Source organism: Janthinobacterium sp., assembly GCF_009923995.1.
Classification (GTDB): Bacteria; Pseudomonadota; Gammaproteobacteria; order Burkholderiales; family Burkholderiaceae_D; genus Janthinobacterium.
Map to the genome: position 1 here is coordinate 14652 of NZ_RFSK01000052.1, position 15105 is coordinate 29756.

General features: G+C 60.1%; 17 protein-coding genes and 2 tRNA genes. 5 read left to right on the forward strand and 14 right to left on the reverse strand.

Annotated features, from left to right (window positions below; genetic code table 11):
• Positions 1-59: 59 nt before the first annotated feature.
• From EBS11_RS21560 to EBS11_RS21610, 11 genes are all read right to left on the reverse strand, one after another.
• Positions 60-692, reverse strand: coding sequence for a response regulator transcription factor (locus tag EBS11_RS21560; RefSeq protein WP_176384676.1), 633 nt, complete (start codon positions 690-692; stop codon positions 60-62).
• 190 nt (positions 693-882) lie between these two features.
• On the reverse strand, positions 883-1287 hold the full coding sequence (locus EBS11_RS21565) for a MerR family transcriptional regulator (RefSeq protein ID WP_290606256.1): 405 nt from the start codon (positions 1285-1287) through the stop codon (positions 883-885).
• Between the two features lie 10 nt (positions 1288-1297).
• Positions 1298-1645 carry an integration host factor subunit alpha gene (locus EBS11_RS21570; RefSeq protein ID WP_010399205.1) on the reverse strand — a complete coding sequence of 116 codons (348 nt, stop codon included), beginning with the start codon at positions 1643-1645 and terminating at the stop codon, positions 1298-1300.
• A 170-nt stretch (positions 1646-1815) separates the two neighbouring features.
• Complete coding sequence (gene pheT / locus EBS11_RS21575) at positions 1816-4242, reverse strand: phenylalanine--tRNA ligase subunit beta (protein WP_290606263.1); 2427 nt, start codon at positions 4240-4242, stop codon at positions 1816-1818.
• Positions 4243-4320: 78 nt separating this feature from the next.
• Positions 4321-5337 carry a phenylalanine--tRNA ligase subunit alpha gene (gene pheS, locus EBS11_RS21580; RefSeq protein WP_092794222.1) on the reverse strand — a complete coding sequence of 339 codons (1017 nt, stop codon included), beginning with the start codon at positions 5335-5337 and terminating at the stop codon, positions 4321-4323.
• A gap of 145 nt (positions 5338-5482) precedes the next feature.
• Positions 5483-5842: a 50S ribosomal protein L20 gene (gene rplT, locus EBS11_RS21585; protein ID WP_010399214.1), complete on the reverse strand. Its 360-nt coding sequence runs from the start codon at positions 5840-5842 to the stop codon at positions 5483-5485.
• 26 nt (positions 5843-5868) lie between these two features.
• Positions 5869-6066 carry a 50S ribosomal protein L35 gene (rpmI, locus tag EBS11_RS21590; protein ID WP_038493025.1) on the reverse strand — a complete coding sequence of 66 codons (198 nt, stop codon included), beginning with the start codon at positions 6064-6066 and terminating at the stop codon, positions 5869-5871.
• A 227-nt stretch (positions 6067-6293) separates the two neighbouring features.
• Positions 6294-6815 (reverse strand): translation initiation factor IF-3, encoded by a 522-nt coding sequence (gene infC, locus EBS11_RS21595; RefSeq protein WP_071650129.1) that lies wholly within the window; start codon positions 6813-6815, stop codon positions 6294-6296.
• Positions 6816-6866: 51 nt separating this feature from the next.
• A complete protein-coding gene (gene thrS / locus EBS11_RS21600; RefSeq protein WP_131373107.1) occupies positions 6867-8774 on the reverse strand; it encodes a threonine--tRNA ligase in 1908 nt (635 codons plus the stop codon).
• A 215-nt stretch (positions 8775-8989) separates the two neighbouring features.
• Positions 8990-9066, reverse strand: a tRNA-Val gene (locus EBS11_RS21605).
• A gap of 81 nt (positions 9067-9147) precedes the next feature.
• Positions 9148-9224, reverse strand: a tRNA-Val gene (locus EBS11_RS21610).
• A gap of 137 nt (positions 9225-9361) precedes the next feature.
• On the opposite strand from EBS11_RS21610, the gene EBS11_RS21615 reads away from it, so the two are divergent.
• Positions 9362-9826 (forward strand): hypothetical protein, encoded by a 465-nt coding sequence (locus tag EBS11_RS21615; protein ID WP_290606274.1) that lies wholly within the window; start codon positions 9362-9364, stop codon positions 9824-9826.
• A gap of 3 nt (positions 9827-9829) precedes the next feature.
• On the opposite strand, the gene EBS11_RS21620 is transcribed toward EBS11_RS21615, so the two are convergent.
• Positions 9830-10942 carry an acyltransferase gene (locus tag EBS11_RS21620; protein WP_290606276.1) on the reverse strand — a complete coding sequence of 371 codons (1113 nt, stop codon included), beginning with the start codon at positions 10940-10942 and terminating at the stop codon, positions 9830-9832.
• Positions 10943-11090: 148 nt separating this feature from the next.
• On the opposite strand from EBS11_RS21620, the gene EBS11_RS21625 reads away from it, so the two are divergent.
• Complete coding sequence (locus tag EBS11_RS21625; RefSeq protein ID WP_290606278.1) at positions 11091-12044, forward strand: succinylglutamate desuccinylase/aspartoacylase family protein; 954 nt, start codon at positions 11091-11093, stop codon at positions 12042-12044.
• On the opposite strand, the gene EBS11_RS21630 is transcribed toward EBS11_RS21625, so the two are convergent.
• The gene (locus tag EBS11_RS21630) at positions 12045-12374 is read right to left on the reverse strand and encodes an SMR family transporter (protein ID WP_290606305.1); all 330 of its coding nucleotides are present in this window, start codon (positions 12372-12374) and stop codon (positions 12045-12047) included. It abuts the gene before it with no gap.
• Between the two features lie 109 nt (positions 12375-12483).
• Positions 12484-12804 carry a quaternary ammonium compound efflux SMR transporter SugE gene (gene sugE, locus EBS11_RS21635; RefSeq protein WP_046684095.1) on the reverse strand — a complete coding sequence of 107 codons (321 nt, stop codon included), beginning with the start codon at positions 12802-12804 and terminating at the stop codon, positions 12484-12486.
• Positions 12805-13016: 212 nt separating this feature from the next.
• Here sugE and EBS11_RS21640 point away from each other — a divergent pair, with 212 nt between their 5' ends.
• From EBS11_RS21640 to EBS11_RS21650, 3 genes are all read left to right on the forward strand, one after another.
• Positions 13017-13376, forward strand: coding sequence for a DUF1304 domain-containing protein (locus tag EBS11_RS21640; protein WP_290606279.1), 360 nt, complete (start codon positions 13017-13019; stop codon positions 13374-13376).
• A gap of 159 nt (positions 13377-13535) precedes the next feature.
• Positions 13536-13832, forward strand: coding sequence for a helix-turn-helix transcriptional regulator (locus tag EBS11_RS21645; RefSeq protein WP_290606280.1), 297 nt, complete (start codon positions 13536-13538; stop codon positions 13830-13832).
• A 56-nt stretch (positions 13833-13888) separates the two neighbouring features.
• The gene (locus EBS11_RS21650; protein ID WP_290606281.1) at positions 13889-14950 is read left to right on the forward strand and encodes an alkene reductase; all 1062 of its coding nucleotides are present in this window, start codon (positions 13889-13891) and stop codon (positions 14948-14950) included.
• Positions 14951-15105: the final 155 nt, after the last annotated feature.

The window sequence follows — 15105 nt, forward strand, 5'->3', positions numbered from 1 at the left end:
ATCAAGTTGTGCCTGGCTGGCATGCCGGGCGATCATGAGTCCATGATCGCACCGCCGCGCTAGTCAAGCAAATTGTTTTTCATTGCGTAATAGGTCAAGTCGCTGTTGGATTGCAAGCCCATTTTTTCCATGATGCGCGTACGGTAGGTACTCACCGTCTTGATGCTCAGCGACAAGGCGACGCCGATATCGGACACGGTGGCGCCACGCGCCAGGCGCAGGAAGACCTGGAACTCGCGGTCCGACAATTCCGTATGCAGCGCGGCATTCGTATCGCGGTCGAAGGACTGGGCCAGCAACTCGCCCACGGTGGAGCTGACATAGCGGCGGCCCTGGAACACGGTGCGCACGGCCGTCATCAGCTCGTCCGCCTCACATTCCTTGTTCAGGTAGCCATTGGCGCCCATCTTGAACAGGTTCAGCGCATATTGCTGCGCAGGATAGCCGCTGAGGATCAGCACGGGCAATTCCGGCTGGCCCTGGCGGATCGTGCGCAAGGTATCGATGCCGCTCTGGTCGGGCATGGCGATATCGAGCAACAGCACGTCGCATATCTCGCGGCGGGCGATATCGAGCGCCTCGCGCCCCGTGCCGGCTTCCGCCACGACACTGAAATCGCCTGACGACGAAAAAATCTGTTTGAATCCAGCTCGTACTATTTGGTGATCATCACAAATGGCAACGCGTATCATTGTTTCCCCTTAAATTTTCCTGGCCTGGGAAAGACTACCGGAACCTGAACGCTGCTCCGGTTCAGCGTTACTAACAAAAACGCAACATTAACATTATATTCAAAATGCGGCGCGCCGTACGTGAGCGGCGCTGCAAGCACCCAGTATAATCTGCCGGTATCGCACAACCCGGCCTATATTGGTACAAATCTTATTTTAGCAAGTTCAAAATCGCAATTAATTCATTGCGTATCCACCCGCGGTCCAGCGGCGCCTCCTGTGGCGGCACTGGCACGGCAGGCAACAGCGGCAAATCGTCGATGACGGCATGCCCCGCCCCACGGCTGTCGAGCTTGTTGCGCGCGCCGCTGATGGTGAAGCCCTGTTCATACAGCAGTTCGCGGATGCGCCGTATCAGCAGCACTTCGTGGTGCTGGTAGTAACGGCGGTTGCCGCGCCGCTTGACCGGCTTGAGCTGGGAAAACTCCTGCTCCCAGTAACGCAGCACATGAGGCTTGACGCCGCACAGCTCGCTCACCTCGCCGATCGTGAAATAGCGTTTCGCCGGAATGGGCGGCAAGGCGATCAACTCCGTTTTACTGATGCGCTCGTTCATCGCCACTCACTCAGGCAGCACGGGCCAGCGGACTGGTCTCTTCGACCATGCTCTTCAGCTTCTGGCTGGCATGAAAGGTCACGACACGGCGTGCCGTGATGGGAATCTCTTCGCCCGTCTTCGGGTTGCGGCCCGGCCGCTGCGGCTTGTCGCGCAGCTGGAAATTGCCGAATCCGGACAATTTCACGGCTTCGCCCCGCTCGAGCGCATTGCGGATCTCGTCGAAAAAGGTCTCGACCATATCTTTTGCTTCGCGCTTGTTCAGGCCCACCTGTTCGAACAACAGTTCGGCCAGTTCCGCCTTGGTCAAGGTGGGTAGATCTTTTTCCGCTTCCTGGCGCACTTTGGCAACCAGCATGGCCCGATGCAGATCGGCGGCCAGTGCGGATTGCAGTACGGCGGAATCAACGTCGCTATTATTAATTTTCCTGCCCTGCCTTTTCTGTGCGCCCGAACCCGCCAAATGGCAGGCCCGTCTACGGTTGACGACGGAAAGGCCGTCACCCAAGGCGACGGCCAGTCCGGTAATTACGAACGCAGTTTCGCGTCGTGGCCCTGCTTGGCCGCATCGATCAGGACAGCCATCAGGCCATCGACGACATCGTCTTGCAGGGTGTTTTGAGTATCTTGCAAGCTAATCCGGAAAGCAAGGCTTTTTTCATCCGCTTCCAGCCCTTTTCCACGATATTCATCAAATAAAACAATGGCTTGCACGATACGTGCTGCCGCGCTGGCCTTGGCGGCCGCGTGGAAGCTGTCGAGCACATCCTGCACGGCCACGGATTGCTTGACGACCACGGCCAGGTCGCGGCTGGCTCCAGGGAATTTCGAGATTTCCTGGTACACGGGCACCTTGCGCTGCGTCAGGGCCGCGGCATCGACTTCGAACAGCACGGGCGCCAGCGGCAGGTCATACTTCTGCATCCAGCGCGGGTGCAATTCGCCGATGAAACCGATGACCTTGCCATCGAGTTCCACGTTGGCCGAACGGCCCGGGTGCAGGGCCGGATGCTCCGCCTTGGTGAAACGCAGGACCAGCGGCGCGAACAGCGCTTCCAGGTCCGCCTTCACGTCGAAGAAGTCGACCGTGCGCGAGGCCTGGCCCCACTGCTCGTCCGCCACGGCACCGTAGGCCATGGCCGCCACGCGTTTCGGCTGGGCATAGCCGGCCACCGACAGGGGGCCGTTTTCCACGCTGTCGTCGCGCTGGTAGATGGCGCCCACTTCGAAGATGCGCACGCGGTTCGTCTTGCGGTTCAGGTTGTAGCGCACGTTGGCGATCAGGCTGCCAATCAGCGAGGAGCGCATCACGCTCATCTGGCTGGCGATCGGATTCTGCAATTTGATCGGCTGCGTGTTGCCCGAGAAATCGCGCTCCCATGCCGTATCGACAAAGCTCATGTTAACCACTTCCTGGAATCCCAGGTCGGCCAGCACATGACGTACCGCAAACAAGGAGCGGGTATTTTCTGGTGCAATCTGCATCACGTTCGCTGCCACGGGCGGCAGGGTCGGGATGTTTTCAAAGCCGTACACGCGCGCCACTTCCTCGATCAGGTCTTCCTCGATCTCGATGTCGAAACGGTAGCTGGGCGACGTCACGGAAAACACGCCGTCCGCCAAGGTGAACGGCAGCGCCAGGCGCGTGAAGATGTCGGCGATCAGCTCATCGCTGAGGGGCACGCCGATGACTTTTTGCGCGCGTGCCGTGCGCATCGTCACAGGCTGGCGCTGCGGCAGGTTCACCACGTGGTCGTCGACGGGGCCGACGGTGGTGGCCGGCGTGCCGCAGATTTCCACGATCAGGGCCGTGATGCGCTCGATATGCTCGACGGTGGTGGCGAAGTCGACGCCGCGCTCGAAGCGGTGCGCCGCATCGGTCGAGAAATTCAAACGGCGCGCGCGGCCCTGGATCGCATTTGGCCACCAGAAAGCCGCTTCCAGGTAGATGCTGTCCGTATCGTCCGACACGGAACTGGCGTCGCCGCCCATGATGCCGGCCAGGGATTCGATTTCCTGCTCATCGGCGATGACGCCGATCCACTCGTCGACGGCGACGGTATTGCCGTTCAACAGCTTGACGGATTCGCCCGCCTTGCCCCAACGCACGTCGAGGCTGCCGTGGATCTTCGCCAGGTCGAACACGTGGCTGGGACGGCCCAGTTCCAGCATGACATAGTTGGAAATGTCGACCAGGGCCGACAGCGGACGCTGGCCGCTGCGCTCGAGGCGCTGCTTCATCCAGTCCGGCGTGGCGGCACGGGCGTTCAGGCCGCGGATGACGCGGCCCGTGAAACGGCCGCACAGGTCAGGCGCGCTCACTTTGACGGGCAGGATCTCATCGCTGGTGACGGGCACGGTGCCAAATTGCGGCGCATTCAGGGGCACGCCCGTCAAGGCCGACACTTCGCGCGCCACGCCCAGCACGGACAGGCAGTCCGCCTTGTTCGGCGTCAGCTTGATGGTGAATTTCAAGTCGTTCAAGGCAAAGTAATCGCGGAAATTCTGGCCGATGGGCGCATCGTCCGGCAATTCCAGCAAGCCGGCGTTTTCTTCCGACAATTTCAGTTCGCGCGCGGAGCACAGCATGCCTTGCGACTCGACGCCGCGCAGCTGGCCCACCTTGATTTCAAACGGCTTGCCATCGGCGCCCGGCGGCAGCACGGCGCCGGCCATGGCGCACACGACTTTCAGGCCCGGGCGCACGTTCGGCGCGCCGCACACGATGTTGAGCATGGTGCCCGTGCCGACGTCGACCTGGCACACGTTCAGGCGGTCCGCGTTCGGATGTTTCTCCATCTCCAGGACCAGGCCCACCACCACGTTCGAGAACGGGGGCGCGACAGGATCGACGTCCTCGACTTCGAGACCGGACATGGTCAGCAGATGGGCCAGTTCGTCCGAAGTCATCTTCGGATCGACCATGGTACGGAGCCAGTTTTCGGAAAATTGCATAATCAAGCCTTCAAAGGGTCAAAGCTCACAGCGCGAGCGCACAGGCGCTCCAGCGCCATGAATCAAACGGAACAATGCTTAGTTGAACTGCTTCAGGAAACGCAAGTCGCCTTCATAGAACAGGCGCAGGTCGTTGATGCCATAACGCAGCATCGTCAAGCGTTCCAGGCCGGAGCCGAAAGCAAAACCGATGAATTTCTCGGGATCGAGGCCGAAGTTCTTCACCACGGTCGGATGCACCTGGCCGGCGCCCGACACTTCCAGCCAGCGGCCCTTCAAGGGACCGGAGCCGAAGGCGATGTCGATCTCGGCGGACGGTTCCGTGAACGGGAAGTACGACGGACGGAAGCGCACCTGCAGGTCGTCCGTCTCGAAGAAGGCCTTGACGAAGTTCAGGTAGATGCCCTTCAGGTCGGCAAAGCTGATGTCTTCGGCGATCCACAGGCCTTCGACCTGGTGGAACATGGGCGAATGGGTGGCATCGCTGTCGACGCGGTAGGTGCGGCCCGGCGCGATGACCTTGATCGGCGGCGTATGCGTGCGCGCATAGCGCACCTGCATGGGGCTCGTGTGCGTGCGCAGCAGCAAAGGCTTGCCATCGGTGTCGTTGCCATCGATGTAGAACGTGTCCTGCATGGAACGGGCCGGGTGGTTTTCCGGGCTGTTGAGCGCCGTGAAGTTGGTCCAGTCGTTCTCGATTTCGGGGCCGTCGGCCACGTCGAAACCGATGGAGCGGAAGATTTCCTCGACGCGCTCCCACGTGCGCATCACGGGATGGATGCCGCCGGGCATGCGGCCACGGCCGGGCAGGGTCACGTCGATCGCTTCGGCGTTCAGACGGCCTTGCATCTGGGCATCGGCCAGTGCGTCACGGCGCGCCGTCAGCGCGTCCTCGATCTGCACTTTGACGGCGTTGATCAGGGCGCCCTGCGCCTTGCGCGCGTCCGGGTCCAGCTTGCCCAGGCCCTTCATCATTTCAGTAATCTGGCCAGTCTTGCCCAGGTAGCGGGCTTTGGCGTTTTCAAGTGCGGCAGCGTCTGCGGCGGCGATAAAGTCAGCCTGGGCCGAGACGACGAGTTCTTCTAGGGAGTTCATGCGGCATTTCCTGTTTTGGACATCAATTCTGGACTTGCTTATCAAAAGTCCAACAATCAAAAACGGAAACGGGGCATAAGGTTCACACCCCTGCCCCGCTCTTTATGACGTCACCCTGAGGATGACGATGTGCAATGACCGATGCTTACGCAGCGATTTTTGCTTTAACTGCGTTGACAATCGCAGCGAATGCTGGCTTGTCCATCACAGCCATATCGGCCAGGACTTTACGGTCCAGTTCGATATTTGCTTTTTTCAAGCCGTTCATGAATACGCTGTACGTTACGCCATGCTCACGGGAAGCAGCGTTGATACGGGCGATCCACAGGCGGCGGAAAACGCGCTTCTTGTTGCGGCGATCGCGGTAAGCGTATTGGCCAGCGCGCATAACTGCTTGCTTGGCAACACGGTATACACGGCTGCGGCGACCACGGTAGCCTTTAGCTTGAACAAGAATCTTCTTATGACGGGCACGAGCTGTAACCCCACGTTTTACTCTAGGCATAGTAACTCCTTAAATTGAGTGTGAGATTAAGCAGTCGGCATCATGCGCATGACGGATGTGACATCCGATGCGTTGATGTTACGGGTACCGCGCAACTGACGTTTGTTTTTGGTGGTTTTCTTGGTCAGGATGTGGCGTTTGAACGCGTGACCCGACTTGACTGTTCCACCTGGACGCACGCGAAAACGTTTTTTCGCGGAGCTTTTGGTCTTCATTTTAGGCATAGCAATCTGTCCTCTTACGGACAGCTCCATTTATAACAGGATTGCAGGTGGCAACACGACGCTGCGCTTAGATGCCTGCTTTCACATGTTGTGCAGCGGATGCGAGTCCACTACAGTTCACGCGGCCCGGGCATTGCTGACCGGGCCGCGCAAATTCTGCCTGGAATCTGGTGTCGCGCCAATGCTGGCACAAACCACGTCGATCCACAGTAAAACGCTATTGTAGCTTACTTCTTCTTCTTAGGCGAAAGAACCATGATCATTTGGCGGCCTTCCATCTTCGGGAACTGCTCGACCTGGCCATACGGCTCCAGATCGGCCTTCAGACGTTCCAGCATGCGGAAGCCAATATCCTGATGCGCCATCTCACGGCCGCGGAAACGCAGCGTGATTTTGGTTTTATCGCCATCCTCGAGGAACTTGATGAGATTACGCAACTTGATATTGTAGTCACCATCATCAGTCCCCGGACGGAATTTGACTTCCTTCACGAGGATGATCTTTTGCTTCAATTTGGCTTCGTGAGCTTTCTTTTGCTCCGAATACTTAAATTTGCCGTAGTCCATCAAACGGCACACCGGTGGCTGCGCGGTAGGCGCAATTTCCACCAGGTCGACGTTTGCCTCTTCCGCCAGGCGGAAGGCTTCGGCCAAACTTACGATACCGAGTGGCTCGTTATCGACCCCGCTTAAACGCATTTCAGGGGCAGTGATTTCGCCATTGATGCGATGTGACTTGTCAGTAGCTATTGTAATTTCCTTTAAAAATCTTGTAGAACGGTCGTGCAGCGAGTTTCCTCGTCAGGCCTTGGTGTCGACTTCATGTTTGAGTCGCTCTATCAGGGCATCGACGGACATCACGCCCAGATCGACATTGCCCCGCGCCCGCACGGCCACCGTATTGGCATCCCGTTCTTTGTCGCCAATTACTAAGATGTAAGGCAATTTTTGTACGGAATGTTCACGTATTTTATAGGTAATCTTCTCGTTACGCAAATCAGCCTGTACGCGCAGCCCCGCTTTGCGCAGTTTTGTTGTTACTTCTTGTACATAATCAGCTTGAGCGTCGGAAATATTCAACACCGACACTTGTACTGGCGACAACCACAACGGCATGGCGCCCGCGTAGTGTTCGATCAGGATGCCGATGAAACGTTCCAGCGAACCGACGATCGCGCGGTGCAGCATGATGGGCACCTGGCGCGTGTTGTCCACGGCCACGTATTCCGCACCCAGACGGCCCGGCATCGATGGATCGATCTGCACGGTGCCCACTTGCCATGCGCGGCCCAGGCTGTCCTTCAAGTGATATTCGATCTTCGGACCGTAGAACGCACCCTCGCCCGGCAATTCCGTCCACTCCACGCCACAGGCGCGCAGGGCCGAACGCAGCGATTCTTCCGCCTTGTCCCACGATTCTTCCGTACCGATGCGGCTATCCGGACGCAAGGCCAGCTTCACGTCGATATTGGTAAAACCGAAGGCCGTGTAGACGTCCATCGCCTGCTGGTGGAAAGCCGTCACTTCGGCGGCGATCTGCTCTTCCGTACAGAAGATGTGGCCGTCATCCTGCGTGAAGCCGCGCACGCGCATCATGCCGTGCAAGGCGCCCGACGGCTCGTTGCGGTGGCATTGGCCGAACTCGCCGTAGCGCAATGGCAAGTCGCGGTAGCTGCGCATGCCGTTGTTAAAAATCTGCACGTGACCAGGGCAATTCATCGGCTTCAGGGCGTAGGCGCGGTTTTCCGATTCCGTGATGAACATGTTTTCACGGTAATTGTCCCAGTGACCCGTTTTTTCCCACAGGCCACGGTCGAGGATTTGCGGCGCCTTGACTTCCTGATAACCATTGACCTGGTAGACATTGCGCATGTATTGCTCGACCTGTTGCCAGATCGACCAGCCTTTCGGATGCCAGAAGATCAGGCCCGGCGCTTCTTCCTGGAAATGGAAGAAGTCCAGCTGCTTGCCCAGCTTGCGGTGATCGCGTTTTTCCGCCTCTTCCAGGTTGTGCAGGTACAGTTCCTGGTCTTCCTTCTTGGCCCAGGCCGTGCCGTAGATACGCTGCAGCATCTCGTTCTTCGAGTCGCCGCGCCAGTAGGCGCCGGCCAGCTTCATCAGCTTGAACACTTTCAGCTTGCCCGTCGATGGCACGTGGGGGCCGCGGCACAAGTCCGTGAACTTGCCTTCGGAATACAGCGACACTTCCTGGTCGGCCGGGATCGAGCCGATCAATTCCGCCTTGTACGCTTCGCCGATGCCCTTGAAGTATTCGATGGCTTCATCGCGCGCGACGACCTTGCGCGTGACTTGCTCATCCTTCTTGGCCAGCTCCGCCATTTTCTTTTCGATCGCCACCAGGTCTTCCGGCGTGAACGGGCGCTTGTAGGCGAAGTCATAGTAGAAGCCGTTGTCGATCACGGGACCGATGGTCACTTGCGCTTCCGGGAACAATTCCTTGACGGCGTACGCCAGCAAGTGGGCCGTGGAGTGACGGATCACTTCCAGGCCGTCGGCATCCTTGTCCGTGACAATCGCCAGCTCGGCGTCTTGCTCGATCAGATAGGAAGTATCGACCAGCTTGCCATCGACCTTGCCCGCCAGGGCAGCCTTGGCCAGGCCGGTACCAATATTGGCCGCAACCTGGGCCACGGTGACCGGGCCGTCAAATTGACGGGCGGAACCATCGGGAAGTCGGATTGTAAGCATATTGATCTCCATATCGGCGCTGGCGCCAGGTAAAACTGCAATGAATGGTGTGGACTGAAAAACTGAAAGGAAAACGCAGACGCAAAAAAACGCGGACTAGCCGCGTTTTTCACTTTTTTGAGACAAAGGAAACCCGTTCGACTAGCGTCACTCCCAAAGCTTGGTAGTAGTTCGCGGTGTCATAACCGGTTTTACCTTTCTCTCTAACTGCATTCTGGTGGGCGGTGAGGAATTCGAATCCCCGACCCCTTGGATGTCGACCAAGTATTCTAACCAGCTGAACTAACCGCCCGTAAAACTTTTGTTGATCATTGTATTTCAAATGACCGCTTGCGGCTTGCGCCAGCTTAAAAAACCATCTACTGCAAAATTCTGGTGGGCGGTGAGGAATTCGAATCCCCGACCCCTTGGATGTCGACCAAGTATTCTAACCAGCTGAACTAACCGCCCCGAAGACCAGCATTATAGAGAGGCTTTCCCAGAATGACAAGGGCTCTTTTACAGGAAACTTTAATCATTTTCCCGGGCGTCAGCCTCCTTTATATAGAGTAGGCCCGGGGCACCTGGAATGCCGCTAGAATCGGGGCATGAACTCCACCTTATTAACCTGGCTGAAAACCCTGAGCCGCATCTGCGGTTTTGAAACGGCCGACTCCTTCCCGCCCGGCCACCCGTATGCGCGCACGCGCTGGGAAGCCGCGTATTTCGATATCGCTTCCGACGTGAAGCCGGACGAGATGGAGCGGCGCATCTGCACGGCCATCGCCAACACGCCGAGCGTCTTCGCCTACATCACCAATCCCACGCCGCGCATGCAGCGCGCGCTGCTGGGCGTGATCCACGACCGCCTGCGGCGCCAGCCCGGCGCCGGCGCCACGGACCTGGTCTTGTTATTGATCAATGCCTACGCCAGCGAGCACATCGCAGAAGCCGTGCCCGGCCTGCGCACCCTGATCTACAACACGCAGCAGGAAGATACGAACCTGCGCGTGCATGCCATCCTGGAATTGCTGGTGGGTACGCCACGCGGACTCGATGTGATCGACATATAGCCGTCAGGCATGATTGGCGGGCACGTAGCGCGCCCGCAGGCGCATGAACGGCGTTTCCACCACTCTATATAGGAGCCAGCCCGTGGCGATGCTGACAGCAATGCTGACCAGTATCGCCGGCGCACCATCCGGCCCATGGCCCAGGTCCTGCAACATCGGCCGCAGCACGATGCACACCTGCTTGTGCAGCAAATAGATCGCATACGACCACAGGGCCAGGCTGGCCGCGCCCGGCACGCGCACCTGGTACAGCACGCTGCCCGGACTCAGCGCCGCGATCAGCAGCATGCTGAAACTGACGGCCAGCCCCGGATAGCCGAACACCGTCACCCAGTAGCCGTAGTGATCGCTCAGAAATACGTAGAACAGCAGGGCCGTGCCGGCGATTCCGGCCAGCAAGGTACGGTTGCCGAATGCCGTCAGGCGCGCCCAGGCGGCCGGATGCCAGTTCTTCAGCAAGGCCAGCGCCACGCCCGCCACCAGCTCGTCGAAGCGGCACCACGAGGCATAGTAGATGTACTTGTAATAGCCGAGGCCGCTGCGCGGCACGTGCACATATTCCTCCCACAGATAAGCGCGCACCAGCATGCCCGCGATCAAGCTGGCGCCCACGGCCACCCACGCCCACAGCAGGGACTTGCGGCAGGCGGCGATCGCCAGCGCCACGGCCGGCAGCAGCACGTAGAACTGCTCTTCCACGCACAAGGACCAGGCATGCGAAAACGCCGTGCCCGGCGTCAGGTTGATGTTTTGCGTGAAGGTCAGGAATTTCCACAGCGGCAGCAGCGCGCTGTCGCCGCGAAACGCGGGCCACAAGTAATACAGGGCCAGCACGACATAGAAATTGGGCAAGGTGCGCAGGAAGCGGCGCGCATAGAAGCGGGACAAGGAAAAACCGTGTTCGCTGCGCAGGGCCGCGAAAATCTGGTTGCCGATCAGATAGCCGCTGAGGGCAAAGAACAGGTCCACGCCCGCCCAGCCGATCTCTCCCCAGAAACCAAAGGCGCCACCGTCGCTGACGAACAGCAAATAATGGTTCATGAACACGAGCACGATGGCCAGCGCGCGCAGGGTATCGAGGCCGTACAGGCGGGAAGAATGGGACGAACTGGACATGGAATCGGCAAGGAAAAACAACGGTGGCGCCGATCATGCCATGGCGCACCCTGCCATGGCCACATTTTTACGGGTGCGCCCCGGGAATCCCGCTAAAATATGCCGACCCCGCTTTCCCTTCCCTGATACAGCATAGGATATGTCCAGCATGAGCAGCGCACTTCACTTCAAGTCCATCAACTACACGGGCCAGGGCAGCGGCCCGCGCCTGATCGTCACGGGCGCCGTGCACGGCAATGAAACCTGCGGCACCAAGGGCATCCACCGCGTGATGGCTGAACTCGACAGCGGCGCCCTCGCCATCGTGGCCGGCAGCGTCACCTTCGTGCCCATCACCAACCCGCTGGCCTATGCCAAGGGCGTGCGCAGCGGCGACCGCAACCTGAACCGCAACCTGTTCCCGAACGACAATCCGCAGGATTTCGAAGACCGCATCGCCAACTGGCTGTGTCCGCTGCTGGGCCAGCACGACGTGCTGCTGGATTTGCACTCGTTCAATGCCGACAGCCAGCCTTTCGTCATGGTCGGACCGCGCAACAACGACGGCCCGCTGCAACCTTTTCAACATGAAGAGAAGGAACGCGCGCTGGCGCGCCGCCTGGGCGTGCGCCGCTTCGTCGACGGCTGGCTGCATGCCTACGGCCAGGGCGTGCAGCGCCGCCTGGGCAATAGCGACCAGGTGGGCCTCGTCCTGCGCTATGGCGTGGGCACGACGGAATACATGCGTTCGACGGGCGGCTATGCGCTGACCCTGGAATGCGGCCAGCATGCGGACCCGGCCGCACCGGACGTCGCTTACCGCGCCATCATGAACACCCTCGCCTTCCTGGGTTTCATTGACGCGCCGCAACCGGAGCCCATCGCGGACGCCGACATGGAAGCGCTGAACATGGTCGTCGTGCACGACAAGCTGCACGCGGACGACCGCTTCATCAAGACCTGGTCCAGCTTTGACAAGGTCAAACAGGGCGAGCAGATCGGCGTGCGCGCGGACGGCACGCCCGTGACGGCCGAGTTCGATGCCTACATCCTCTTCCCGGACGTCAACGCGCAAGCCAATGCGGAGTGGTACTACCTGGCGCGCGTGGCCAGCAGCTTCTGATCAATGCCCGACGGACTTGGAGAACAGGTTAATCACCAGCACGCCGGCAATGATCAGCCCCAGGCCGATCAAGGCCGGCGCGTCCAGGCTCTGCTTGAACCAGAACCAGCCGACGGCGGAAATGAGGACGATGCCCACGCCGGACCAGATCGCATACACGATGCCGGTGGGAATGACCTTCAGGGTCAGCGACAGGCACCAGAAAGCGATGGCATAGCCGATCACGGTGATGACGCTGGGCCACAAGCGGCTGAAGCCCTCGGACGCCTTCAGGGCGCTGGTGGCGATGACTTCGGCGATGATGGCGATAGCCAGGTAGCAATACGTCATGGCAAGGCTCATGCGGCCATCCTTTCAAGGCAGGAAAACAAGCAGGCCCTGCCCGTCCGCCGCCAGATCATGCTGGCGACACGGCGGCGCAGGGCGCGTCAAAAAAGCGTTACTGAGGGCTGAGCAGTTTCAAGCCCAGGATACCGGACACGATCAGGGCGATGCAGGCGATGCGCGCGGCGCTGGCCGGCTCGCCCAGCACCATGATGCCGAAGATGGCCGTACCCACGGTGCCGATGCCCGTCCAGATGGCGTACGCCGTGCCCAGCGGTAAGGTGCGCAGGGCCAGGCCCAGCATCACCACGCTGCCCACCATGGAAACAGCCGTCAGCACGGAAGGCACGAGGCGGGTAAAGCCGGCGCTGTACTTGAGGCCGATGGCCCAGCCGATTTCCAGCAAGCCCGCCAATACCAGAATGATCCACGCCATCACTTTTCTCCCGAGGCGGCAGGGTCGTCCCCGCCATGCAGCCCCGTCATCGAGCGGGGTCGTCCCCGCTGGAGCAAAGGCAAAAGTATACCATCGGGTGAAAAGTCTTGCCGCAAGCACACTATCGCTAGTGCGGCCGCTCTAATCAAAAGTTGCCGGCAAACATGCTCGTGGCAGCATAATTGCTATACCACTCACTTTCAGGAACGACGATGCTGCTACTGGCCCAGATCCTCACCGCCCTCATCCTGCTGCTGCACGTGTACATCGTGCTGCTGGAAACCGTCCTGTTCGAGTCGCGCGGCCGCAAGGTCTTCGGCCTGAGCAAGGAAAAAGCGGACATCGTGCGCCCCGCCATGTCCAACCAGGGCTGCTACAACGGCTTTCTCGTCGCCGCGCTGGCACTGGGCTTTTTCCATCCCGACGCCGCCATCGCCCATGCCTTCACCGTGTTCGGCCTGGCGTGCATCGCCGTGGCGGGCCTGTGGGGCGCGGCCACCGTCATGACGCGCATCCTCTATTTGCAGACCGTGCCTGCCGTCCTCGCCCTGCTGTTGTTCCACTTTTCTTGATCCTGCCGGGGCGGCCCTGGCGGCCGCCCGGCGCCCGCCTTCCCTGAAAAATCCACGCGCCGGCACGTTTTCCACTTATATCGTAATATACCGATATTGAAATTCAAAAAAGACGATACATATATCGCCTACAGACGAACATCGATCAGGAGAAACACCATGGATATCGACGCCATCCACAAGGCGCTGGCCAATCCCGTGCGGCGGCAGATCCTGCAATGGCTGAAGGAACCGGAGCAGCATTTCGCCCAGCAAGACCATCCGCTCGACTTTGGCGTCTGTGCGGGATTGATCGACCGCAAGCTGGACCTGTCGCAATCGACGGTCTCGGCCCACCTGGCCACCTTGCAGAAGGCCGGCTTGATTTCCGCCAGAAAAGTTGGCCAATGGAGTTTCTTCAAGCGCAATGAAGACACCATTCAGGCGTTTCTGGAGCACATGCAGCAAGGTTTGTAACAGCAGCCCCATCCATATCGCCGTTCGCGGCACTCTCGACAGGAAAGATAACAATCATGACAACCTTATTCGACCCCATCACCATTGGCAGCCTGCAACTGAAAAACCGCATCATCATGGCGCCGCTGACCCGTTCGCGTGCCGGCAATCCGGGCCGCGTGCCCAACGCCCTGATGGCCGAGTACTACGCGCAGCGCACCTCGGCCGGCATGATCATTTCGGAAGCGACGGCCGTCACGCCGCAGGGCGTGGGCTATGCCGACACGCCGGGCATCTGGTCCGACGAGCAGGTGGAAGGCTGGAAACATATCACCAAGGCCGTGCATGACGCGGGCGGCCTGATCGTGCTGCAACTGTGGCACGTGGGCCGCATTTCCGCGCCCGTGTTCCTCGACGGCGACTTGCCCGTGGCACCGAGCGCCGTCAAGCCGGCCGGCCACGTGAGCCTGGTGCGTCCGAAACAGGAATTCGTCACGCCGCGCGCGCTGGACACGGAAGAGATTCCCGGCATCGTGGCGGCGTACCGCCTGGGCGCCGAAAATGCGAAAAAAGCGGGCTTCGACGGCGTGGAAATCCACGGCGCCAACGGCTACCTGCTCGACCAGTTCCTGCAAGACAGCACGAACTTGCGCACCGACAACTACGGCGGCTCCATTGAAAACCGTGCCCGCCTGATGCTGGAAGTGACGGACGCATGCATCGAAGTCTGGGGCGCGGACAAGGTGGGCATGCACCTGGCGCCGCGCCGCGATGCGCACGACATGGGCGATTCCAATCCGCGCGCCACCTTCGGCTACGTGGCCCGCGAACTGGGCAAGCGCGGCATCGCCTTCATCTGCGCGCGCGAAGCGCTGGGCGAAGACCGCCTGGGGCCTTACCTGAAACAGGAATTCGGCGGCGTCTACATCGCCAACGAGAAAATGGACAAGGCGGCGGCCGAAGCCCTGCTGGCCAAGGGCGAAGCCGATGCCGTGGCCTTTGGCCTATGGTTCATCGCCAACCCGGACCTGCCGGTGCGCCTGCGCAGCGACGCGCCCTTGAACCCGCTGAACCCGGATACCCTGTACGCGCCCGATGCAAGCGGCTACACGGACTATCCCGCCCTCGCGCAGGCTTGAGCGTTGCCTGAGCTGGGCCTGAGCTGGGCCTGAGCTGGGCCTGAGCGGGAACTGAGCGGGAACTGAGCGGCACCCGGGCAGCACCGGGCCGGGCCGCTCCTGCCTCCCTGACGGCGGGCGCAACGATGCAATCGCAGCTGGCTGCGTGACCATCG